Origin of the sequence: Leisingera daeponensis DSM 23529, assembly GCF_000473145.1 — a bacterium.
In the GTDB taxonomy this organism is placed as follows: Bacteria; Pseudomonadota; Alphaproteobacteria; order Rhodobacterales; family Rhodobacteraceae; genus Leisingera; species Leisingera daeponensis.
In genome coordinates this window covers 62,518-86,159 of the sequence record NZ_AXBD01000006.1, presented here as the reverse complement: position 1 = coordinate 86,159, position 23,642 = coordinate 62,518, and the positions used below count along the sequence as shown (strand labels likewise).

Sequence of the window (23,642 nt, the reverse complement as noted above, 5' to 3'; positions counted from 1 at the left end):
GGGGATGTCAGCGGGCTGCAAGTCCGGCATCATGGCCTGATGTTTCCTCTTGGTCTTGGCGCGTGGCAAACAGGCGCAGTTCTTGTTCGACGATGAGATTCCTACCGGACTGGCGGCGCACGCGGGCGGCGGCGGCGGCAGACATTTGCTGGAAGCGGGCGGGGTCGTGATACAGCGTTTCGATCGCGGCGGCGAGGCCGGCCGCATCTTCCGGCGGGGCCAGGAAGCCGCAGGTCTCGTCTACGAATTGCGGGATCGCCGCGATATCCGTGGTCACCGGCACCAGCCCCGCGGCCATTGCCTCGTCCCGCGATACGCCCTGACTATCCCAGCGGGACGGGTTGAGAAATATACCATAATCCCGTTGAGCTTCAGCTATTTCATGCTGTGTTAGAAAACGCTGTTCAATATGGATATTCGGATAGCCCCGTAACGGAGCCACTGTTTCCTCAAACAAGGCACCACGCCCGATTATGCGGAAATCCAGTTCCTTGAAAAATGCCTTTTTGGCTAGTTGCAGAATAGCTTCCACAGAAAGGTCATTGGCATATTTGGGGGAAGCGAAAGATCGAATGGAGAGAACCTTTAGCCGCTTCTGGCTGTCTTTCGGGATATAGTGGAAGATAGCGGTGTCGATCGGATTGTGGATGACGCTGTATGTCGACGGAGCCAGGCGTATGTCCAGATCCTCCATCACCTCGTCGGCAAAGTACTGCGACACGAACACCAAGTGCAGGTTTGGCGGGATATCGGCTAAGACGCGGAGCCAGAAATCAAGTCGCTTACCGCTGGCGGCCTTGGCGGCCTCCAGTTCGGCCTCGGTGCGGTAGTTGTACTCCCGCCGCCACCAGGGCTGCACCTCAGCCCCGTGCAGCCAGACGACGACGCGCAGGCCCTGGCGCACATGCGGTTCCAGCACCTGCCACATGTCTTCGTCCAGGAAATGCACCAGCACCGTGTCGTACAGGCCCTGCGCCAGCATCGCGTTAAGCTGCTGGCGGCTGCCGGTCATGCAGTCGACGCCCTCGAATTCGTGGAAGGTCAGATCCCGGCCGGGTCGCAGGCGGAACACGTCCACCGCCTCGCCCTGCTCGCGGTAAGCCTTGACCCGGCTATGCACGAAGCCGTTGCGGTAGATATCCTCCCAAGAGGGGTAGTGATTGGTCAGAACCAAATGGCGGGCCTTGCTGAGGACCGGAACCGGCTGCGGCGCGCGCTCGCCCAGAAGCAGGCGTTTGACCACGGCCTGGCCGCCCGAATAGATCCGCAGGCCTAAGCGCACCCAGGCGGTGCCCTCCGGCAGGTCTGCCCGGGTGTTCTTGTTCATCGGGCCCATGACGTGGCCCAGCCGTTGCTTGTCCTTGTCCAAGAACAGGGCAACACATTGCAGGTTCAGCCCCGGGTCCGCCTCGAGGTGCAGCCGCAGCTGGCCGTTCCGGCTCACGTCCGCCACGGCGTGCTCCCCGGACTGGTAGAGGTAAATATGTTTGCCGTCCGGAAGGCTGGAGGTCAGGAGCAGCCCGCCGGCCTCCTCTTCCCAGGTGATGCTGCCGTCCGCCGGGGCGCTGACCTTTGCCATCAGCGCCCCGGCCGCAATCTCTGGTGCCTTAGTGACGGGGGCGATTGCCGGGGCGCAGGTTTCTGCGTGCTGATTCAGCTCGGCCAGCGGGTAGCCGGAGTTCAAATCCTCCAGGTCATCCACGGCGGCAGCAACGCCGGAACAAGGAGCGCCGTCCGCCCCAGTGCCGTTTTCGCAGTAGTTGAAGGGATCGATGGCAAGGATCTCAAGCTGCTCCGAAGAGACGCAGGCATTGGTCAAATCTGTCAGCAGATGCTCCAGAGTTTGCCCTTGCAGAAAGCAGGGTGCCAGCAAGGCGCGGCGCAGAACTGCTGCCGCGGCAGGCCGGTAAGCCTGGCCGCTTGCCTTGAGGGATACACTGCTGTCCTCAAACGCATAATGCTCGGCCTTGCAGATGACGGCGGCCTTGCTGTAGCGCGTGGCCAGCAGGAGGTCGCGCAGATAATTCGGCCCGTAGTAGTCGCCGGCTGCCATGCAGGCGCCCCAGGCGCCTTCGGCAGCGGTGTCTTCCAGCAGCAGGTTTTCTGCTTCTGCTTCAGGCAGGGTCCGGATGTTGCGGTCCTCAAGCGCCTCTGCGAGATAGGCGAGGCTGCTGTCCAGCACCAGGAGAAGTTCGGCTTCCACGCCTTCCTGGCGGCGGAAATGGGCTGTCAGGGACAGGGCTTCATTTTCGTTCCGTGCGTGCGCCAGCACAGTGACTGGAGGCAGCTTGTATGTATCTTCCGCAAGGTCGGCTTTGCAGGCGACATAGTTCAGCCGTGCGCCATATGTGTGCTCGCTCATAACCTTGCGCAGCCCTGCCAGGCGCAGCTTGTCCAGGTCGGCACTTTGCAGCTGCTCCAGGATTTCATTGCCGTTGTCGCTGGAGATCACCAGGCTGCCGAACATGTGCCGCAGACCGCGGGAATAGTTAGAGACCGTTATGGTGTTTGAACCAAGCAGCTCATAGACCCGGCGGGCAAACATGGTTTGCGAGTTTTTGACGGAATTCAGGTTGATGCCGAAGCGGTATCCTTTGTAGGCGCGGTCAATCTGCTCTGGCGGCAGCGTGCCAACGATGAATGGCTTGTAGGCGTCCGGGAACATGTAATCGGGATGATCCTTGCCGAAGTTGCGGTCATAGATCTCGAGCGGCCGGAAACCGGGCAGGGCTTCAATGAAGTTCTCCAGATCCCGGGTCCGGTCCGGGTAACGGACGTAGTAGGCTCCGGCAAAGCAGAAGGCATCCTGGCGGTCCCAGGTTTCAACCGGGTTATGGATAGCGGGCTGGCAGGCGAAGGGCAGGAAGTAGACCCGGTCGTGGCCCAGCTTTGCCTTGTAGGATCCAACGCGGTCCAGATCGGTGGTGCAGACAATGTCGAATTGCGCGGCCGTCGTCAGGAAGGTTTCGAAATGAACCGGATCTTCCTTGTTCCAGAATACGGTTGGGATCCGGCGGTCTTTGCACCAGGCCACAATGCCCCGCACCTCAGGGCTGAGGTGGCCGACCTTCGGGCCCCATTTACCGCCTTTTCCGCGCCAGGCGGATTCGATGAACAGCATCTGCGGGCGGAAATCTTGCAGCTCCTGCTGCCAGTTTTCCGGAGTAAGCTGCATGAGATCGCATTCCGGCGCATAGGATGTGTAGGTGAACTCGTCCATGATGGCCGCGACACGCAACTGGGGTTGCATGTCCGGTGCTGCCGCGCCGGAAAGGAGTGCCTCGATTTCCCGCTGCTCACGGGAGGATACACCAGGATAGCCGGTTTCCGCCAAAGTGCCGAGCAGGGTTGCTGCTTGCTGATGTAAGCCGGTCTGCAGCAGGCGGAAGCCATGTATCTTGTCTGCTCGCGGGCCTGGCATCAAGCTCTGCGCGATAGAGCTGAGCAGGCAGGCGGCTTTCGGATCGGCAGCTGCAGCTGCGCTGGAAAGCTGCAGGCAGATTTCAGCAGCCGGGTGTGCCTCCGCTCCCATTTTCGCGGGCAGTGTTTCCAGAAACCTCAGCCATGCAGTGCTGTCTGTTCCGGATGCCGTTTGCGGGCTGGGCTGATCAGCCGAAGCCTCATTTTTTTCAGCAAGTCGAGCGGTCTGTTCCGTGAGGGTCTGAATTTCCGTCAGCAACGCCGCATTCTGCTGCCCGGCGTCTGCCAGGCTGGCAGCATAGCGCTCCTTTTCCGCCTCCCAAGCCTCTGCCGCAGCCTGCTCTTTCAGAGTGATCGCCTGCAGCTCGGCTTTTAGGGCGGCACGCTCCTCTGCCAGGCTGTTTTGGCCAGTGCTGACCTCAGTTCGCAGCCGGATCAAAGAGTCCCGGTTTTCCCGGGCATCTTCCTGGGCCGACTGAAGCTGGGCGTTCAGCTTGCGCACCTCAGCTTGCAGCCCCCTCAGCTTTTCTCCGGACGCTTGGGCTTCTGCTTGCCACGTGGCCAGTTCACGCTGCAGCAGCGCTTGCGCCTGTTCGCTGTGCGCTGCGGCTTGCCGCGCGGCGGCCAGCTCCGCCTGCTGGATCTGATGGTCCTGCCGCAGCCGGCCGATACAGTCCAGCAGGGCTGCCTGTGCCTTCAGCGTGGCGCGTTCCGTTTCGGCAAGAAGCTGCGAGATGGGGAGTGGTGCAGGCTCTTTGTCCCCGCGGCCTTTGATCAGGACTGCCCGGATATACCCGTCTTCAACACTCATGGCTGCCAGTTGTCCGTAAGGCTGCAGCAGTTCGCCGATATCGCTCAGGAAAAAATCATGCTTGTGGCCGGTGCCGGTGCCGAAAGGCGTGGTCACAATGGCGCGGCCGTTTTCCTTGAGGTGAGTGAACGCGAGGCGCAGGAAATTGGGCACATTACTGACATGCCCGATCACATCGTTCAGAACAATGGTGTCGAAAATAGTGTCCAAACCGCTTTGAAAGAGGCTGTCATTGCGGAACTCAATACGCTCACGGACTGTTTCGGGCTCCGCGCTGAGGGCGCTGTTTGCACACGCGACAGCTTCTGCATCCAGGTCTATGCCAACAGCATGGAAACCTTCCCGGGCAAGCAAGATCGGGAGTGTGCCCTCGCGGGTGCCTATATCCAAGACACGCTCTCCCGATACTTGCGACGCAACCCAATGCATGCGGTTGCGTGCTTTGTCCGCTGGCCCGCTGTCCTGGCCAGCTTGGGCGTCCTGCTTCGGGAGAGGGGCGGAAGCAGGGAGGCTCGTAATAATCTTGTGCATATTGTGGTGCCTCAAATCTCAGACAGGTTTGGCAGTGGTTACAGGAGCTGGATGGATGAGGAAAGCGGTCGGCGGCGGATATCTGGTCATAAGGCTCTGATTAGGGCTGTTTCGCGGGCGATGGTTTGCTGAAAGCCGGATTGCGCACGCGCGCGGCCTGCAGCGGCTTTGGACAGGCGCAGGAACATATCCGGATCCAGCGACAGTCTTTCGATGGCATCTGCAAGCGCCAAGGCATCGTCGGGCGGGGTGAGAATGCCGCAGGATTCATCCATGAATTCCGGAACGGCTGAGGTCCGGGTCGAAACCGGGACCAGGCCTGATGCCATTGCTTCATCCCGCGAAACGCCCTGGCTGTCCCAGCGGGTCGGGGTGATGAACACACCGTGCCTGCGGTGCAGATCAGCGATTTCCGGATGGGTCAGAAAGCCCTGGCGCAACGTCACATTGGGGAAGCGCCGCAGCGGTTTGGTCTCTTCCTCAAAATCCGGTCCGTCGCCGGCGATGGTGATGTCAAACGCCTCGAAACCCGGCCGTTGGGAGAGGGCGGTAATTGCTGCCGCGGTCAGATCATTTGCGTATTTGCGGCCTGCATAGGGCCGGATGGAAAGCAGGCGGAAGCGGTCTTCGGGGGCTTTGGGGGAGTAGCGGAAAATCTCCCCGTCAATGAAGTTGTGAATGACCGAATAGCGGCCGTCCGGCGGCGGCCGCCCAACATCTGCGGTGGCTTCTTCCAGCAGGGTGCGGGAGACAAAAACAAGATGCAGGTTTGCTTCCGGGCTGGAGAAGACTTCCTGCCAAAGCTTGAGGTATGTGCCGGTCCGATGTTTCTTCTGCTCAACCTGAGCGGCAGACATGCGCGGGAACTCAAACGCCCGCCGTTGCCAATGCTGGATCTCGGCGCCATGTATCCAGATTGTGACCCGGATCCTGTGCAGATGCTTTTTCAGAACCTCCCACATGGCGGGGTCCAGAAGATGCACTAGGACATGTTTACAACGGCCGCTGCGCAGGGTTGCGTCCAGCAGCGCGGCATCTCCGGTGGCGACGTCGACATTTTCAAATTCGTCATAGGGTTGCGCGCTGCTGGTGGTGAGGCGGAAGACGTTAACATCCAGCCCCTGCCGGCGGTAGCCCCGGATGCGGCTGTGCAGGAAACCGTATTTGTAGAGGTCATCGCAGGAGGGGTATTGCTTGGTCAGAACCAGGGTCCCGGAGCGGCCGGCGATCACTGGTGGAAACACGGCCTGATCACCGAAGACCAGATCCGAGAGCTCCAATGTTCCAGGGCCGCGCAGCCTCAGGCCGAAGCGGACCTGAGTGCAGTGCTCCGGCAGCGCCAGGGCATGGCGTCCGCCTTTAGCGAACATTGAATGGCTGATTTTCCCGCCGCCGCTATCATAATATTCGCAAACCAGCTGGCCGTGCGGCAGGCTGCGGGTGAAGCCGAAGCTGAACCAGCTGTTGTTCTCCAGGTTGAGCGCGGCGCGCGGATACTTGCGTGCCATCCAGACATCGGCGGGTCCGTCAGCCTCATCCTGGGAGGTGATTACGAGCCGCCCGTCCCGCAGGTGCTTGGCCAGAGGCCTGCCCTTGGGCAGGACAGCGCCGGAGAAGATCTCCGCCGCGGTCAGGGCGGGCAGGGCCTGCGGGCGCGGGCGCGGTTTGGCGGCGGGCAAGTCTTCCGCGATGCCGTAGAAGCGGGCCAGAGGGGCGCCTTGGCAGGGCAGCTCCATATCGCGGGCCAGGGACTGTGCTGCGGGATCTTCGGCGCCGTTGCGGCAGTAGTTGAATTCGTCAATGGCGAGGGTGTGCAGATCTTCGGCGGCGGCCGAGGCCGGGTTGTGGAGGCAGTCTGCCAGCAGGCTGCCGGTTAGATGCCGGGTGCGCACCAGGCCCGCGGCAAGCCGCATGGAACAGGTGTGGCGGTAGCGCAGGTCTTCGCGCTGCAGGGCAGCGCCATGGCCTGTGGCCTGAAAATAGCAGCCCTTCGAGACCCCGTCGGCGTCGCTGTAGCGGGGCGCGAGCAGCAGGTCGGTCAGGTAGTGTTCGCCGTAGAAATCGGCCGGATCAAGGCAGCCTGCGAAGGCAAATTCACGGCGCCGCTTGTCAAACGCCGCGAGCAGGCCTTCGGCGTGGCTGAACACCGAGACATCGCCGCCGCTGCCGGGGGCGGCGGCTTCCGGAGTGAGCAGGAACAGGTGCTTGCGGGGGTGGGCCTGGGCCTGGAAGGCAGCGGTCAGCCTGCGTGCCTCCTCTGCGGTGGCAGCAGAGGCAATCAGTGCGGCGGCTGGCAGGCTTGGCGCGAAGGGCTGGCCGGTGACCTTGGAGAGGATGTAGCTCAGGCGTGCGGCATAGCTGTGCTCCTGCAGGACTTTGCGCAGCCCCAGCAGCCGGAACTTGCGATATCTTGTGTCCTCTGCGGTGAGCGCTTCAAAGGCGCCGGACAGCCTGGCGGGCTGATCCGAACAGATTGCCAGATCGCCGAACAGCATCCGCATTCCGCGGGAGAAATTGCTGGCCACCACGGTGTTTGAGGCCATCAGCTCATAGACCCTGCGGGCGAACATGGTCTGCGACTGTTTGATGGTATTTATGTTGATGCCGTAGCGGTAGCCCTTGTAAGCCTTGCCGATCTCAGAAAACGGCAGCGCGCCCAGGATCATCGGCCGGTATTTGTCCGGGAACTTGTAGTGCGGATGATCCTGGCCGTGGTGCCGGTCGTAGATCTCGACCGGCCGCAAGGCGCGGGCCGTTTCGGTGATGGCAGCAAGATCGCGCTGGCGTTCGGGGTAGCGCAGATAATATGACCCGGCAAAGTTGAAGGCGTCTTTGCGCGGCAGCGTGGCGATCGGATTGTGCACTTGGGGCTGGGCCGCAAAAGGCAGGAAGTAGACTTGCGCGTGACCCAAGGCGTCCTTGTAGGACGGGATGCAGTCCATGTCGGTCGTGAAGACAAAGTCGCATAGGCGCGCTGCATCCAGGAAGGTGTGGAAATGGACCGGATCTTCTTTGTTCCAGAAAATAGAGGGGATGCCGTTTTGCCTGCACCACTCCAGCATCCCAATGAGCTGCGGAGCAGGTGTGCTGACCATACGGTTCCAGGCGCCGCCGCTGCCATGCCAGGCCGATTCTACAAATACGAATGCCGGCCGGAAATGCGCCAGCTGGGTGATGCAGCGTTCAGGTTCAAGGGGAAGGTACACGCACTCCGGGGCAAAGCTGGCGGCCGTGAACTCATCCATAATGCCTGCGACCCGCGGCGTGCCCGTATTCCATCCCGACTCTACGAAGACATGGCGGCTGCCGCGGATACGAGCCAGTTCACGGCTGTGTGGGCCAAGGGCTTGTTCCAGCCGCTGCAGGGCAGTCTGGGCCGCCTGCTGGTTTTGTCCGCGTTCTGCGGTTTTTTGCAATGCCCATAGAAGGGCTGTGTCGTTGCCGTCTTGGGCCGCCGACTGCAGCAGAGCTATCGCAGAGTTCTGCCGCCCTAAGCGTTCCAGTTCCCGTGCCGCCTGGATCAGGCCGCTGCGGGTTTCGTCAACCTGCATGATGTGAGGCACCCAAGCTGAGCCAATGAAAATGACCTTTGCCCGCTGTGGAAAAGGCTTGGTTTTGATACCGCCCGCAGCGCAGGCCGTAAACGGGTTGGGGGTAAAGATGCGTCATTGTATTCCTGGCTTTGAAACAGGGCTGCCGGCGGTGCGGGCAATCGCCATCGCTGCCTGGCTCCAGCTGCGCTCTTGCGCCACCCATGTGCGCCCTGCCTTGCCCAGGCGCGTGCGCAGCGCCGGATCGGCGATCAGCTGCGCCAGGGTGCGGGCCAGGTCTGCGGTATCGCCCTTCTCGAAAGTCACGCCGGTTTCGCCATCCGTGACCATCTCTGCAAGCGGCCGCACGGAAGAGACCGCAACCGCTTTTTCCATGGCCATCGCTTCCAGCGGCTTCAGCGGCGGCACCAGTTCGGTGACAGGCTGAGGCTTGCGCGGGAAAGGGGTGATGTCGATCAGGGAGTAATGCGCTGCGGCCTCCTCATGCGGGATGCGGCCGGGCATGATGAGCCAGCTGTCCAGCCCGGCCTCCGAGGCGGCATGCCGGATGTCTTCTTCAGCCGGCCCGCTGCCTGCCAGCAGCAGCCGGAACTCCAGACCCTGCTGCCGCAGCAGGCTGCAGGCACGGACAAGATCGTCCAGCCCTTCATACTGCACGAAGCTGCCAATGTAGCCGAGCACCGGCACATCTTCCGGGATGCCGTAGCGTGCTGCCAGCGCGGCATTGCGGGGCTGCGGAATGAATTTCCCGATATCGCAGCCGTTGGGCGCCAGGGTGATCTTATCCGCAGGCACACCGCGCCGGATCAGCTCCTCCCGCATCGGGGCGGCCAATGCGAACACATGGTCTGCTTGGGCAGCCGTGCGGCACTCCAGCGCATATTGCAGCTGGTAGAAGAGCGTTGGCTCGATGCCGGGATCCGCTGAAAGCTGGGTGAGCTCCCAGAAACCGCGCACTTCGTAGCAGAACGGCAGGCCCAGGCGCCGGGCGGCGATCAGCCCGGGCAGGGCGTTTTGAAAATTCGAGGCCGCGATGACGGTCTGAGGGCGCAGCGCGCGCAGGCGGGCCTCCAGGGCACTGGCGGCGGCGGGCAGATAGGCGGAGAACCCGGAAAACCCTTCCAGGACCGGCAGGGCCTCGTGCAGGTATTCGACTTCAGCCACCTGGTCTGCGGGGCGGAGCGCCTGCGGCGGGGAGCGGTCGAGAGGAAAGCCGGGCCGGGTCAGGCAGACCAGGTCCACCCCATGGGTTTTCAGGGCGGCAGCTATGGCCTGGCCGCGCAGGGTGTAGCCGTTTGCCACTTGCGGCAGGGCATAGTTCAGCAGATAGGCCACCCGTCCGGGAATGGGCTTCAGCGGCTCCGGGGGCGGGGCGGGAAGGGTATCGGCCATGTGCAGGGCGGCAACCGGCTCTTGCGCCAGAGCGCTAAGCGCTTCGGCCGCCGCCGCCCCGTGCTGCGGTTCCAGCACCGCGATGAGATCCCGGTAGAGGGCAAGCGCGGCGCCGGGATCGCCCGCATCTTGGGATTGGCGCAGAAGGCGCCATAAGCCGCCCGCATCACCTGCAGACCGGAGCGCCAGCCGCCGCAGCTGGCGCTCAGATGCAGACCTGCCGCAGGCCCGCAGAACCTGTGCGGCCGCCAGCAGGCCGGACCGGAACGCTTCCGGGCTGCGGCTCACCCGGCTTCCGCAACGCTCTGCGCCACATTGGCCACCACGGCCTGCAGCAGCGCCTCATCCATGCTCTCGCCCATCACCCGGATCAGCGGTTCGGTGCCGGACTTGCGGATCAGCAGGCGGCCGCTGCCGTTCAGCTCGGCCTCGCCGCGGCGGATTGCGTCCTGCACGGCGGCCTGGTCCAGCGGGTTCTGCCCCGGCGCGTAGCGGACGTTTTGCAGCAGCTGCGGCACCGGTGTGAACTGGCGGGTCAGGCGGCTGGCCTTCTCGCCGGTTTCCTTCAAGAGCGCCAGCACCTGCAGCCCGGCCAGCAGCCCGTCGCCGGTGGTGGTGTTGTCGGTGATCACGATGTGGCCGGATTGCTCGCCGCCCATGTTGAAGCCGCCCTGGCGCATTTCCTCGACCACGTAGCGGTCGCCCACCGCGGTGCGGCGCAGGGTGATGCCCTGATCCGCCAGGTAGGTCTCCAGACCGAGGTTCGACATCACCGTGGCAACAAGGGTGTTGCGGTTGAGCCGGCCCTGGCGCGCCCAATGGGAGGCCAAGAGCGCCATGATCTGGTCGCCGTCCACCACCGTGCCGGTTTCATCCAGCATGATGATGCGGTCGGCGTCGCCGTCCAGGCAGATCGCCAGGTCGGCGCCGGTCTCCAGCACCGTCTTTGCTGCCAGCCCGGGGCTGGTCGAGCCGCAGCCGTCGTTGATGTTGTAGCCGTTGGGCGCCACGCCGACCGGAATGACCTCGGCGCCCAGTTCCCAGAGCACTTCCGGAGCGGCCTTGTAAGCGGCGCCATTGGCGCAGTCGATCACGATTTTCAGCCCGTCCAGCCGGGTCCCGCCGGAAATGGTGGTCTTGGCATATTCGACATAGCGGGCGGCGGAGTCGTTCAGCCGGGTGACCCTGCCGAGGTGGTCCGTGTCCGTGGCGCCGGGGCCTGCGTCCAGGATGGCCTCGATCTCCTGCTCGGCGGCATCCGACAGCTTGAAGCCGTCGGGGCCGAAGAACTTGATGCCGTTGTCGTGGTGCGGGTTATGGCTGGCCGAGATCATCACGCCCAGATCGGCGCGCATCGAGCGGGTCAGCAGGCCCACCGCCGGGGTCGGCAGCGGCCCCAGCGCAAAGACATCCATGCCGGCCGCGGTGAAGCCGGCCGTGAGGGCATTTTCCAGCATGTAGCAGGAGCGCCGGGTGTCCTTGCCGATCACCACCCGGCGGGTTTGCGAGGTGGCGTTGAAATACTGGCCGACGGCGGCAGCGAGCTGGACCATGAAGGGGGCAGTCATGGGGCCTGTGTTGGCCCGGCCACGGATGCCGTCGGTCCCGAAATACTGTCTTGTCAAAGCTGCTGATCCTCTTTATCTGCTGCCCTGCAGCCCGGTTCTGGGCCGGTTGTTCCGGCCTCCTACTACCGGCAGGACAAGCCGTCTGCAATCCGCCCGGCTTTCTTTTGCGCAAAACCCTGCTGAAAAAGTGGCAGGTTGTATTTCAAACCAGAGTTGCTAAGAGAACCGCGTTTCCAGCGCGTTTCAAAGAGGGTCTGAAGTTGAAAATTCTCATGGTGTTTGGCACCCGTCCGGAGGCCATCAAGATGGCGCCTGTCGTCAAAAAACTGCAGGCAACCGAGGGGCTTCAGGTGGATGTGTGCGTGACCGCACAGCACCGGGAGATGCTGGATCAGGTCTTGCAGCTTTTTGGCATCACGCCGCGATTCGACCTGAACGTGATGAAGCCGGGCCAGGATCTGACCGATATCACCTCCAGAATCATTTTGGCGTTGCGTGATGTTTTAAAGGAACACCATTACGACCGGCTGCTGGTGCATGGCGACACCACCACCACAATGGCGGCGGCGATGGCGGCTTTTTACGCGCAGGTGAGCGTGGGCCATGTCGAAGCCGGGCTGCGCACCGGAAATATCTATGCGCCCTGGCCTGAAGAGATGAACCGCATGCTGGTGGGCCGGATGGCAGACCTGCATTTTGCCCCCACCGAAACCGCCCGCCAGAGCCTGCTGGCCGAGAATGTGGCGGAGGAAAACATCATCGTCACCGGCAACACGGTGATTGACGCGCTGCAGCAGGTGGTGGCCCGGTTCGGCAGCGATGCGGCGCTGAATGAAGAGATGCGGGCCCGCTTCTCCTTCCTGGAGGAGGGCAAGCGGATGATCCTGGTGACCGGCCACCGGCGGGAAAACTTCGGACAGGGGTTTGAGAACATCTGCCAGGCGCTGCGCGGGATCAGCGAAGAGAGCGATGTCCAAATCGTCTACCCGGTGCATCTGAACCCCAATGTGCAGGAGCCGGTGAAGCGGATCCTGGGGGATGCTGCGGCGGTGCATCTGATCGAGCCGCAGGACTACCTGCCGTTTGTCTGGCTGATGCAGCGGTCGCATTTCCTGATCACCGACTCCGGCGGTGTGCAGGAGGAGGCGCCGAGCCTCGGCAAGCCGGTTCTGGTCATGCGCGACACCACCGAACGCCCGGAAGCGGTCGAGGCAGGCACCGTGCGCCTGGTCGGCACCGATCCGGAGAAGATCCGCAGCGAAGCGCTGCGGCTGCTGAACGATCCGCAGGCCTATGACGGGATGGCCCGCGCCCTGAACCCCTATGGCGACGGCAAGGCATCCGAGCGGATTGCCGCGGCGCTGACCCGCGACTGAGCAGAATTTCAAATACCTGGATAATGAGGACAAGATGTTTGATCGTATCTCGATGATTGGTTTGGGCTATATCGGCCTGCCGACTGCCGCCCTGTTTGCCGCCCGGGGGGTCGAAGTCATTGGCGTTGATGTCTCCCCCAAGGTGGTTGAGACGATCAATGCAGGCAAAATCCACATCGTTGAGCCGGAGCTGGACGGGATCGTTCACAAGGCGGTCACCGATGGCAATCTGCGCGCAACGCTTGAGGCAGAGCCGGCCGAGGCGTTTGTCATCGCCGTGCCCACCCCGTTCCGGGAAGGCTATGAGCCGGACCTGAGCTACATCCAGTCGGCGGCCAATATGATTGCCCCGGTGCTGAAGGCGGGCGATCTGGTGGTGCTGGAAAGCACCTCGCCGGTTGGCGCCACCGAGCAGATGGCGGCCTGGCTGGCCGAGGCACGGCGGGACCTGAGCTTCCCGCAGGATGCCGGCAATGACGCTGACGTGCAGGTGGCGCATTGCCCCGAACGGGTGCTGCCCGGCCATGTGGTGCGCGAACTGGTGGAAAATGACCGCATCATCGGCGGCATGACCGAACGCGCCAGCGAGATGGCGATTGCGATGTACAAGAAGGTGGTGCAGGGCGACTGCATCGTCACCGATGCCAAGACCGCCGAGATGTGCAAGCTGACCGAGAACAGCTCGCGCGATGTGCAGATCGCCTTTGCCAACGAGCTGTCGGTGATCTGCGACAAGTTCGGCATCGACGTCTGGGAGCTGATTTCGCTGGCCAACCGCCACCCTCGCGTCAATATCCTGCAGCCGGGCGCCGGTGTCGGCGGCCATTGCATCGCCGTGGACCCCTGGTTCATCGTCGCCTCCGCTCCGGAGGAGGCCAAGCTGATCCGCGCCGCCCGCAATGGCAATGACGGCAAGCCCAAATGGGTCCTGCAGAAGGTGCGCGATGCGGTCATGGACGTGCTGGCTGCGGACCCGTCCCGCGCGATGGAAGACATCAAGGTGGCTTGCCTGGGCCTGGCGTTCAAACCCGATATTGACGACCTGCGCGAAAGCCCCGCTCTGGGGATCACCGCGGAACTCAGCAAGCTGGGCTGCCAGGTGCTGGCGGTAGAGCCGCATATCAAGACGCTGCCCGCGCCGCTGGGCGAAGGCGGCATCGTGCTTGCGGACCTGGACCAGGCGCTGGCCGCAGCCGATGTGGCCTGCGTGCTGGTCAAGCACTCTGCCTTTGCCGGCCTCAAGGACAAGCTGCCGGAAGGGCTGAAGCTGATCGACGTGGTCGGGCTGGCGTAACCCGGGCTGCCGCAAAGCGGGCCGCGTTTGCAGTTGCGCGCCCGCGGCCAGGGCGCCAAAGGGTAGGGACGAAGGGTACGGGCGGCGCAAGGCCCCGGCGGGCCTCAGCGCACCAGCCATTCCTCCACCTCCGCGGAGATCTGCCGCATCCGGGTCCAGCCCGGCGCTGCGGGCTGGCCGCGGCGCAGCCGGAGCTTGCCCAGAAGACCCGCCAGCGCCCATTCCCGGCGTTCTGAGCGCGGCACGTAAGGCCGCCCGGGATCATAGGCGGGGTTTTCCTGCGGCTGCCCTGCCGCATCGCGCAGCAGGCCGCCATAGGCGTCGCGCCGCCAGCGGCGCTTCCAGCCGTCCAGATCGCCGTCGCCGATCACCGCCGGATTGCTGCTGATCACGCCGATGGGCACCTCGCCGGGCCGGGCCGGGCGGATCCTGGCGCCTTCCAGCACCACGCTGAGGCCGCGGCGGTCCTCGGCGTCCGGGTTGCCGTCGGCCCATTCGAACCATTCCGCGTAATCAGCGCCGCCGCCGGACCAGGCGCCGGAGCAGCTGCCGTTGCCGTCCGCGCCAAGCCGGAAACCGGTGCTGCCATCGCCTGCCAGCAGGTAGTCGGCACTGCCGCCCAGGATCTCCAGATGCGCCGCCGGGCTGGCGGTGCCAAGGCCCGCGCGGCCGTTTGCCTTGAGCGCCAGCGCGGTGCTCCAGCCGCTGCCATCGGCGGAGAGCTTCACCGAGAAATCGTCATTGCCCGCGAGCCCGATCTCGGCCCGGCCGCTCCAGCCGGACTGGAACAGCACGGAGGCGGTGTCGCTGCCGGCGGCCTTGTTCACCTTGAGCTGATGGCCCGCTCCGGCATGGGTCAGCAGCGTTGCCGGGCCGGAGACCGACAGCGGGTTGGCGGCGTCTGCGGCGGTGCCCACCCCGACCCGGGCCAGGTTCTGGGTGGCGGCGGGCGGCAGGATCCAGGCGCTGCCGTCCCAGACCCGCAGTTCCGCCTCCGCCAGGCTCCAGGCGCGCCAGCCGGGCCGGGGGGCGAGGAACAGCCAGCCCTCGCCCTGCCAGACCGCGATTTCGCCGGCATGGCCGGCCCAGGCCGCCTGCGGCGCCGCGCCAAGCGCATGGCTCTCGCCCGGGGCCGGGCTGGCGGGCGGGGTGGCGGCATCGAACCCCTGAACGCTGAGCTGCACCAGGGCATCCAGCAGCTGCAGCGCTTCGTTGTGGGTCACATGTTTCTGCGCCTGGGAGGGCATCAGGTAGGGCAGGGCAAGGATCGGCGAGGACTGGGTCATGGGGCAGGGGCTCCGGCTGTGGCGGGAAACGGGATCCGCGCCAGAGTGCCAGAGCCGGGTCAAGCGGGCGCTAACGGGGCGTGCGCCGGGGACGCAACGGCTGCGGGCAGGGCGGGGCAGGAGGCGTCTGTTCCGGCCCCGTTCCCGGCCTGTTCGCGCAATTGTCGTCAATCTGTAAACAATGTCCCTGATTTCGCCCGTTTTGCTTCCCGCTTTGCGCCCGGCGGGTCCGCCAGCCTGAGTCCTGGATCGCAAGCGCAAAGGAGCGGGTCATGGCACTGGCATTCACCGGACGGTTCGGCACGGAGGATCTGATTTTCGGCACCGGCCTGCGCGATCTGGAAATCGCGGTGCAGGACGGCCAGGCCACGCTTTATGCCGTCACCGGCCTGAATGGCGGCATCAGCCGCTGGCAGCTGTCCGGCGATGGCAGCCTGCCGCAGCTGGCGGGCCAGCAGCTGCATGGCGCGGTATCCTTGCGCACCGGCCCGGTCCAGCTGGCCGAGGCGGGCGGTGCGGTGCGGCTGGTGCAGGGCCAGACCAGCGGGGGCGACCTGACCTATTACGAGCTGCAGGACGGCGGCAGCCTGGGCGGCCAGCAGCGCGACGCGCTGGCGGGCGCCGATGCGGGCGGCTTCGGCGCGGTAGCGCTGCTGGAGCTGGCGGGCGGCAGATCGGCGTTTTACGCGGTGGGGGCCGCCAGCGGCGCGCTGCAGGGCTGGCAGCTGGATGCGGCGGGCGATGTGCAGGGCCGGACCGCCGCCGCGGGCGGCAGCGGCGCCCTGCAGCTGGATCCGGCGGCGCTGCTGGCGACGGTGCAGACCGCTGGCGGCCCGGTGCTGCTGGCGGCGGATGCGCAAGGGCTGCACAGCTGCCGCGCCGATGCCGCCACCGGCGCCTTGAGCCCGGCCGATGATCTGGGCGCGGCGCAGGGGCTGTCCATCTCTGGCATCACCGCGCTGGAAAGCTTTGAGGCCTTCGGCAAATCCTGGGCGCTGATCGGCGCCGCGGGCAGCAGCTCGCTCACCCTGGTGCAGGTGGCGGCGGACGGGGGGCTGCGCCTTGAGGCCCAGCTGATGGACACCGCGATGACCCGCTTTGGCGGCGTCAGCGCGCTGGAGGTGGTGGAGGCGGAGGGCCATGTTTTGGTGCTGGCGGCGGGAAATGACGGCGGCCTCAGCCTGTTCACCCTGGCGCCTGGCGCCGGGCTGATCCACCTGCAGAGCCTGGAGCATATGCCCGGTCTGGGGCTGCAGAACGTAACCGCGCTGGAGGCGGCGGTTGCGGGCGGCGCGCTGCAGGTCTTTGCCGCCTCCGGCGCGGCAGGCGGCATCAGCCGGTTCACCCTGCCGCTGGCGGATCTGGGGGAGGTGCGGCTGGCGGCGGCGGGCGCCGCCCGGCTGGACGGCAGCGCCGGCAATGACGTGCTGGACGGCGGCGGCAGCGGTGCGGACCTCTTTGGCGGGGCCGGCGACGACGTGCTGGTGGCAGGCGCCCGCGGCGGCGCACTGGACGGCGGCAGCGGCGCCGATGTCTTTGTCATCAACCCGGCGGCCGGAGCGGTGACGGTGCGCGGCTTCACCCCCGGCGAGGACCGGCTGGACCTGTCGCTGTTCGAGGACCTCCGCAGCGCTGCCCAGCTGGACGCTCGCGGGCGCAGTTTTGGCATCGAGATCGAGGCGGGGGAGACCCGGATCCTGCTGGTGCAGGAGGGCGGCGGCGAACTGGCGCTGGAGGATGTGTTCGGCCCCTCGCTGCAGTTTGCCTTCCCGGAGCGCCAGGCCCCCGGCGTGACCCTGCCCGGCGGCGGGTTCTACGGCAGCCGCGGCAGCGACCGGATCTCGGGCACCGGCGGCAGCGACCTGCTGGACGGCCTGGCGGGCAGCGACGTGCTGGCGGGCGGCGGCGGCACCGATACCCTCAAGGGCGGCAGCGGCGATGACCTGCTGCTGGGCGGCAGCGGCCGCGACCGGCTGGACGGCGGTACCGGCAGCGACACTCTCAAGGGCGGCAGCAGCAGCGACCTGCTAAAGGGCGGCAGCGGCGCGGACCGGCTGATGGGCGGCAGCGGCGATGACATGCTGAAGGGCGGCGGCAGCGGCGACCTGCTGAAGGGCGGCGGCGGCGCGGACCGGCTGATCGGCGGCGGCGGCAATGACAGGCTGACGGGCGGCGGCAGCGGCGACCTGCTGAAGGGCGGCGGCGGCGCGGACCGGCTGACCGGCGGCGGCGGCGATGACCGGCTGGAGGGCGGCGGCGGCAACGACAAGCTGGCCGGGCAGGGCGGCGCCGATGTCTTTGTCTTTGCCCGCGGCCACGGCCGCGACACGGTCGCGGATTTCGTGCCGGGCACGGACCTGATCGACCTGAGCGGGGCGGCGGCGGACGGGTTTGACGGCCTCGACATCAGCCGGGCGGACGGCGGCACGCTGATCGGCACCGGGTCGGGCAGGATCTTCCTGGAGGACCTGCGCCCCGGCCAGCTGGATGCGGATGATTTCCTGTTCTGAAGGGCGCCGCTGCCGGCTGCCCGGCAGCCGGTGCCGGCCTTTACTTGTGAAGGTTTCGGATTACCGTTCCGTCAAGGGGGTCAATATTCTGCCCCCGCCGGGGGTCTAAGTGGTTCTGCTAAGGTCGGGATTGTTCCGTATGCTGCGTTGCGAAATGCCGGAAAGATGTGCTCCGGCTGTGTCCGCGGCCAGCGTTTTTGCCGTCTCGCCCGCCCAGAAAAAGGGACGGGTGCAGCAGGGCGCTGCGCCGGCCGGAACCGCGCTGCCCGGACCGGATCCCCGTGTTTCCAGTAACTCCATCAAGGGAGACGTTTTATGAAAGTGGCTATTCTTGCCGGCGGCAAGGGAACCCGTCTGGCAGAGGAGACCTCCGTCAGGCCGAAGCCGATGGTGGAAATCGGCGGGATGCCGATCCTGTGGCATATTATGATGATCTATTCCCATTACGGATATAACGATTTCTCTGTCGCCCTGGGCTACAAGGGCGATTACATCAAACGCTATTTTGCCGAATACGGCACGCTGGCGGGCAGTATCACCGTCAATATGGGGCGCCCCGATCCGGTGGTGCGCCATGACCAGCAGCATGCCCCCTGGACCGTCGACCTGATCGAAACCGGCGATGAGACGCTGACCGGCGGCCGGGTCAAGCGGCTGCAGCCGCACCTGGGCAACGAAACCTTCATGCTGACCTGGGGCGACGGGGTGTCCGATGTGGATCTGGACAAGCTGCTGGCCTTTCACCGCTATCACGGCAAGCTGGCGACCATCACCGCGGTGCGCCCGCCCGCCCGCTACGGCCACATGCGGTTTGACGGCGACCAGGTCACCGCCTTTGAGGAGAAGCCGCAGACCGCCGAGGGCTGGATCAACGGCGCCTTCTTCGTGCTGGAGCCGCAGGTGTTCGACTACATCGAAGGGGACATGGTGATGTTCGAGCATGCGCCCTTGGAAAACCTGGCCAAGGACGGCCAGCTGATGGCCTACCGCCATGACGGCTTCTGGGCGGCGATGGACACGCTGCGCGACAAGCACATCCTGCAGACACTGTGGAATTCCGGGCAGCGCCCCTGGGCGGTTTGGGAGAAGTGACCATGCGTGTACTGGTGACAGGCCACCGGGGCTATATCGGAACCGTGCTGACCCCGATGCTGACGGCGGCCGGGCATGAGGTGACCGGCCTTGACAGCGATCTTTACGAGCGCTGCACCTTCGCGCCGGGCGGGGAGATGCCGCAGGTGCCCGAGATCCGCAAGGACATCCGCGATGTCGAAACCGCGGATCTGCTGGGGTTCGATGCGGTTTTGCATCTGGCGGCGCTGTCCAACGATCCGCTGGGCGATTTCCGCCCGGAAACCACTTATGACATCAATTTCGAAGGCACCATGAAAGTGGCCCGCGCCGCCAAGGCGGCGGGGGTGCAGCGGTTCGTGTTTTCCTCCTCCTGCTCCAACTACGGCGCATCGGGGGAGGATTTCATCGACGAGACCGGCGCCTTCAACCCGGTCACCCCCTATGGCGAAAGCAAGGTGAAGTCGGAGCTGGCGCTGGCGGAGCTGGCCGATGACGGCTTCTGCCCGGCCTTCCTGCGCTCTGCCACCGCCTATGGCGTCAGCCCGCGCATCCGGTTCGACCTGGTGCTGAACAACCTGGTCGCCTGGGCGGTGACAACCGGCAATATCCATATGAAGTCGGACGGCACGCCGTGGCGGCCGATCACCCATATCGAGGACATCAGCCGCGCCTTCCTGGCAACGCTCGAGGCGCCGGCGGACAAGATCCGCAACGAGGCGTTCAATGTCGGCGTGACCGGGCACAACTACCAGATCCGCGAGCTGGCGGAGATCGTCGCCGATGTGGTGCCGGGCTGCCAGGTCACCTTCGCCGAGGGCGCCGGGCCGGACAAGCGGTCCTACCGGGTGAACTGCGACAAGATCCAGCGCGTGATGCCGCAGTTCAAGCCGCAGTGGGATGCGCGCCGCGGCGCGCAGTCGCTCTATGAGGCCTACCAGGCGCAGAAGCTGACGCTGGAGGAATTCGAGGGGCCGCGCTATCAGCGCATCGGCCATATCAAGAAGCTGATTGGCGAAGGCATCATCGATGTCACCCTGAAGCATACCCCGGCAGGCGAGGCCGCCCGCCCCCCGCAGGCCCCGGATGCGGAGCAGGCGCAGTTTGCCTCCGACAGCGCCCGGGTGCAGTGCATCTCCTGCGGCCATCAGGGGCTGGAGCCGATCCTCGACCTGGGGCGGATGCCGCGCTCGGACGGGCTGCTGGAGGCGGCCGGGCCATCGCAGCAGGAAACCCTGGTGCCGCTGCGGCTGGGCTATTGCCCGGGCTGCACCCTGGTGCAGCTGCTGGAAACCCGCCCGGCCGAAGAGATGTTCGGCGACGACTATGTCTATTTCTCCTCCTATTCCGAGGATTTGCTGAAGCATTCCCGGGAAAACGCGGAGGAGCTGATCAGGATGCGCGGCCTGGGGCCGGACAGCCTGGTGGCCGAGATCGCCTCCAATGACGGCTACATGCTGCAGAACTTCCAGGCGCAGGGCATCCAGGTCCTGGGGATCGACCCCGCCAGCCAGCCCGCCAGGGCGGCGCGCGAAAAGGGGATCGAGACGGTTGTCGACTTCTTCGGCACCCGCGTTGCCGCGGGCCTGCGCGCCCAGGGCAGGCGGGCGGATGTGATCATCGCCAACAACGTGGTGGCCCATGTCGCCGATCAGAACGACCTGGTGGCCGGAATGGCGGACCTGCTGGCGGACAACGGCATCGTTGTCGTCGAGTTCCCCTATGTCCGCGACATGATCGACTTCATCGAATTCGACACCATCTACCACGAGCATCTGTGCTACTTCTCGGCCGGATCCGCCAAGGCGCTGTTCGAGCGGCACGGGCTCTACCTGAACGATGTCCGCCGCCTGCCGATCCACGGCGGCTCGCTGCGGCTCTATTTCAGCAAATGCGCAGCCGTCACGGATGCGGTGCAGGGCCTTCTGGCGGAAGAGCACGCGCTGGGGCTCGACCGGTTCGAGTATTATGAGAGCTTCGGCGCCCGGGTGCGCGCCTTCCGCGACAAGGCCCGCAGGCTGGTGGGCGCGCTGAAGGCCGATGGCAAGCGCATCGCGGCCTATGGCGCCGCCGCCAAGGGCACTATCATGCTGAACTTCCTGAACCTGAACGGCCGCGCCATCGAATATGCGGTGGACAAGAACATCCACAAGCAGGGCAAATACATGCCCGGCGTGCGGATCCGGATCGACGCGCCGGAGAAGCTGATGCAGGACAAGCCGGATTACGTGATGATCCTGCCGTGGAATTTCCGCGACGAGATCATCCGCCAGCAGCAGGCCTTTCTGGAGGCGGGCGGGAAATTCGTCGTCCCGATCCCCGGCCTCGAGATCGTCAGCGCCCCGGAACAGGACAGCAGCAGATGAGCGGCAAGAGCGCCTGCCCGGCCTGCAGCAGCCGGGACCTCGCGGAGATCTACCGGCTGGACGCCATCCCGGTGCAAAGCTGCATCCTGCTGGAGAGCGCGGAGGAGGCGCGGCAGTTTCCGCGCCATCCGCTGGTGCTGATGTTCTGCGGCGGCTGCGGCTTCATCTTCAATTCGGTGTTCGACCTGTCGCTGGTCGACTATGCCTCCGCCACCGAGGAGAGCCAGCATTTCTCCGGCACCTTCAACCGGTTCGCCTGCGATCTCGCGGCGGAAGCGGCCTCCCTTTACGACCTGAAGGGCAAGCGGACCCTGGAAATCGGCTGCGGCAAGGGCGAGTTCCTGCAGGAGCTTGCCCGCCAGACCGGCACCCTCGGGCTGGGGGTCGACCCCGGCTTCATCCCGGAGCGCCTGCCCGGGGCGCAGGGCCGGGAGATCCGCTTCCAGCGCGAATTCTTCGATCCCGCCACCATCGCCGAGCCGCCCGATTTCGTCGTCTGCCGCCACACGCTGGAGCATATCCCCGAGGTCGGCCGCTTCATGCAGGACATCGTGCAGGTGCTGGACGGGCATACCGCCGCGGGCCTGTTCTTTGAAACGCCGGATGTGCAGCGGGTGCTGCAGGAAGGCGCCTTCTGGGACATTTATTATGAGCATTGCTCCTATTTCACGCAAGGCAGCCACGCGCGGCTGTTCCGGCGCGCGGGCTTTGATGTGACCGGGCTGTATCTGGCCTATGACGGCCAGTACATCATCCAGTACGCAGCCCCCGCGGCAGGCCGCCCTGCGCTGCCGCAGGAGGACGACCTGGAGACGGTGCGCGCCCTGGCGGCCCGGTTTCCGCAAAAGGTCGCGGAGGTCCGCCGTCACTGGACGGAATTCGTGCGCAGCCGCCACGCCGCCGGCCAGCGGGTGGCCATCTGGGGCGGCGGTTCGAAAGGCGTGTCCTTCCTGACCACCAACGGCCTTGGGCAGGAGGTGGCGCAGGTCATCGACATCAACCCGTTCAAACAGGGCAAATACCTGCCCGGCACCGGCCATCCCGTCAGCGCCCCGGACAGCCTGCAGGCGGCGCCGCCCGATACCGTGATCGTCATGAACCCGGTCTACCTGCCCGAAATCGGGGCGCAATTGTCGGCCCTGGGCCTTACCCCGGAACTGGTGGCGGTATGAGCGCCGCAGCCGCCATAACCTGCCCGCTCTGCGCCGCGCAAAAGGCGCAGGGCATTTTCAGGCTGGAGAGCGTTCCGGTGATCTGCAACCAGCTGTGGCCGGACCGGGCGGCGGCGCGGGCGGCGCCTGCCGGGACCGTGGATCTGCAGCTTTGCAGCGAGTGCGGGTTCATCTGGAACAGCGCCTTTGAGCCCGCCCGCATGGCCTATGCGCCCGGCTACGAGAACGCGCTGCATTTCTCGCCCCGCTTCCAGGCCTTTGCCGAAGAACTGGCGGCCGGGCTGGTGGCGCGGCACGGGCTGGCGGGCAAGCATGTGATCGAGATCGGCTGCGGCGACGGCTATATGCTGGATCTGCTGGCGCAAAACGGCGTCGCTTCGGCCACCGGTTTTGATCCTTCGATGGCGGGCGCGTCGTCTCCCTTCACTGCCCGCGATAACGTTGAAATTGTGGGCGAATACTTCCGTTCCGCTCAGCTGGACCGGCCGTTTGACGCGATCCTGTGCCGCCATGTGCTGGAGCATCTGGACGACCCGCTTGCCCTGCTCAGCGATATCCGCCGGGCGATCGGCAGCCGGGATGTCCCGGTCTGCTTCGAAGTGCCGAATGCCGGCTGGATGCTGGAGACGGTCTCGATGTGGGACGTGATCTATGAGCATGTGGGCTACTGGAGCGCGCCGGCCCTCACCGCCCTGTTCCGCCGGTCGGGGTTCGAGCCGGTCTCCGTCCGCACCGGCTATGGCGGCCAGTTCCTGATGGCCGAAGCGGTCCCGTCCCGGCCGCAGCCGGACTATCTGGATCCGGGGGCGGCGCAGATCTGCGCATCGGCCCGGGCCTTCGGAGAGGCGGCGGATGCGGAATTGCAGCGGTGGCGCAGCAAACTGCAGGGCTGCAGCGGCAGCACCGTCATCTGGGGCGCCGGGTCGAAGGGGATCACCTTTGCCAATGCGCTGGGGGAGGCGGCGCGCGGGCTGGCGGCCTTTGTCGACCTGAACCCCCGCAAGCACCAGCGGTTTGCGCCCGGGGTTGGCCTGCCGGTCGTTGCGCCGGAGCAGCTGGCCAGCCTCCGCCCCGCCTTGGTGCTGATCGCGAACGCCTTGTACGAGGAGGAAATCATTGCCCAGGTTCAGGCCGCGGGGCTGCGGCCGGAATTTGCGGTCATTGCAGGCTAGGGCGGGGGTGTTCTGGTGTTTTGCTATCTCAAAGTGTGCATATGCCGCTATGGAGGGTATGAATGAGGATTGATAGGATCAAGGTGCCGCCCTGAGCGGTGCGGGCACTGCGCCGGACCGGT

At 65.3% G+C, this 23,642-nt stretch carries 12 protein-coding genes; 7 read left to right on the top strand and 5 right to left on the bottom strand.

Annotation, left to right across the window (positions count from 1 at the left end):
* Positions 1-7: 7 nt before the first annotated feature.
* The 4 genes from DAEP_RS22315 to glmM all read right to left on the bottom strand — a co-directional run bounded on the left by DAEP_RS22315 (position 8) and on the right by glmM (position 11,330).
* Positions 8-4,660: a methyltransferase domain-containing protein gene (locus DAEP_RS22315; RefSeq protein ID WP_245595037.1), complete on the bottom strand. Its 4,653-nt coding sequence runs from the start codon at positions 4,658-4,660 to the stop codon at positions 8-10.
* Positions 4,661-4,848: 188 nt separating this feature from the next.
* Entirely contained in the window at positions 4,849-8,007 is a 3,159-nt protein-coding gene (locus DAEP_RS22310; protein ID WP_051337290.1) for a glycosyltransferase family protein, read from the bottom strand.
* A gap of 420 nt (positions 8,008-8,427) precedes the next feature.
* Positions 8,428-9,993, bottom strand: a complete 1,566-nt coding sequence (locus tag DAEP_RS22305; protein WP_051337289.1) for a glycosyltransferase family 4 protein — start codon at positions 9,991-9,993, stop codon at positions 8,428-8,430.
* Positions 9,990-11,330, bottom strand: a complete 1,341-nt coding sequence (gene glmM / locus DAEP_RS0100270) for a phosphoglucosamine mutase (RefSeq protein WP_027243262.1) — start codon at positions 11,328-11,330, stop codon at positions 9,990-9,992. Before glmM ends, DAEP_RS22305 begins: the two co-directional genes overlap by 4 nt.
* A 215-nt stretch (positions 11,331-11,545) precedes the next feature.
* On the opposite strand from glmM, the gene wecB reads away from it, so the two are divergent.
* Together wecB and wecC are read left to right on the top strand one after the other, a co-directional pair.
* The gene (gene wecB / locus DAEP_RS0100265) at positions 11,546-12,649 is read left to right on the top strand and encodes a non-hydrolyzing UDP-N-acetylglucosamine 2-epimerase (RefSeq protein ID WP_036760328.1); all 1,104 of its coding nucleotides are present in this window, start codon (positions 11,546-11,548) and stop codon (positions 12,647-12,649) included.
* A 34-nt stretch (positions 12,650-12,683) separates the two neighbouring features.
* Positions 12,684-13,943: a UDP-N-acetyl-D-mannosamine dehydrogenase gene (wecC, locus tag DAEP_RS0100260; RefSeq protein WP_027243260.1), complete on the top strand. Its 1,260-nt coding sequence runs from the start codon at positions 12,684-12,686 to the stop codon at positions 13,941-13,943.
* Positions 13,944-14,047: 104 nt separating this feature from the next.
* Here the strand turns inward: wecC and DAEP_RS0100255 are convergent, their stop codons facing one another.
* Positions 14,048-15,229, bottom strand: coding sequence for a DUF2793 domain-containing protein (locus DAEP_RS0100255; RefSeq protein WP_027243259.1), 1,182 nt, complete (start codon positions 15,227-15,229; stop codon positions 14,048-14,050).
* Positions 15,230-15,501: 272 nt separating this feature from the next.
* Between DAEP_RS0100255 and DAEP_RS0100250 the strand changes: the two genes are divergently transcribed.
* The 5 genes from DAEP_RS0100250 to DAEP_RS22295 all read left to right on the top strand — a co-directional run bounded on the left by DAEP_RS0100250 (position 15,502) and on the right by DAEP_RS22295 (position 23,520).
* On the top strand, positions 15,502-17,739 hold the full coding sequence (locus DAEP_RS0100250; protein ID WP_036760326.1) for a calcium-binding protein: 2,238 nt from the start codon (positions 15,502-15,504) through the stop codon (positions 17,737-17,739).
* A 315-nt stretch (positions 17,740-18,054) separates the two neighbouring features.
* The gene (gene rfbF, locus DAEP_RS0100245) at positions 18,055-18,831 is read left to right on the top strand and encodes a glucose-1-phosphate cytidylyltransferase (protein WP_027243257.1); all 777 of its coding nucleotides are present in this window, start codon (positions 18,055-18,057) and stop codon (positions 18,829-18,831) included.
* 2 nt (positions 18,832-18,833) lie between these two features.
* Positions 18,834-21,176: an NAD-dependent epimerase/dehydratase family protein gene (locus DAEP_RS24295; protein ID WP_208855433.1), complete on the top strand. Its 2,343-nt coding sequence runs from the start codon at positions 18,834-18,836 to the stop codon at positions 21,174-21,176.
* Positions 21,173-22,348: a class I SAM-dependent methyltransferase gene (locus tag DAEP_RS0100235; protein ID WP_084204375.1), complete on the top strand. Its 1,176-nt coding sequence runs from the start codon at positions 21,173-21,175 to the stop codon at positions 22,346-22,348. Before DAEP_RS24295 ends, DAEP_RS0100235 begins: the two co-directional genes overlap by 4 nt.
* Complete coding sequence (locus DAEP_RS22295; protein ID WP_051337287.1) at positions 22,345-23,520, top strand: class I SAM-dependent methyltransferase; 1,176 nt, start codon at positions 22,345-22,347, stop codon at positions 23,518-23,520. Before DAEP_RS0100235 ends, DAEP_RS22295 begins: the two co-directional genes overlap by 4 nt.
* Positions 23,521-23,642: the final 122 nt, after the last annotated feature.

What these genes read in the sequence shown, in the direction of transcription:
- DAEP_RS0100235 (WP_084204375.1), top strand. Translation starts at nt 21,173, where the DNA reads ATGAGCGGCAAGAGCGCCTGCCCGGCCTGCAGCAGCCGGGACCTCGCG.
- wecC (WP_027243260.1), top strand. Translation starts at nt 12,684, where the DNA reads ATGTTTGATCGTATCTCGATGATTGGTTTGGGCTATATCGGCCTGCCG.
- DAEP_RS22310 (WP_051337290.1), bottom strand. Translation starts at nt 8,007, where the DNA reads ATGGATGAGTTCACGGCCGCCAGCTTTGCCCCGGAGTGCGTGTACCTT.
- DAEP_RS0100255 (WP_027243259.1), bottom strand. Translation starts at nt 15,229, where the DNA reads ATGACCCAGTCCTCGCCGATCCTTGCCCTGCCCTACCTGATGCCCTCC.
- wecB (WP_036760328.1), top strand. Translation starts at nt 11,546, where the DNA reads ATGGTGTTTGGCACCCGTCCGGAGGCCATCAAGATGGCGCCTGTCGTC.
- DAEP_RS0100250 (WP_036760326.1), top strand. Translation starts at nt 15,502, where the DNA reads ATGGCACTGGCATTCACCGGACGGTTCGGCACGGAGGATCTGATTTTC.
- DAEP_RS22295 (WP_051337287.1), top strand. Translation starts at nt 22,345, where the DNA reads ATGAGCGCCGCAGCCGCCATAACCTGCCCGCTCTGCGCCGCGCAAAAG.
- rfbF (WP_027243257.1), top strand. Translation starts at nt 18,055, where the DNA reads ATGAAAGTGGCTATTCTTGCCGGCGGCAAGGGAACCCGTCTGGCAGAG.
- DAEP_RS24295 (WP_208855433.1), top strand. Translation starts at nt 18,834, where the DNA reads ATGCGTGTACTGGTGACAGGCCACCGGGGCTATATCGGAACCGTGCTG.
- DAEP_RS22315 (WP_245595037.1), bottom strand. Translation starts at nt 4,660, where the DNA reads ATGCATTGGGTTGCGTCGCAAGTATCGGGAGAGCGTGTCTTGGATATA.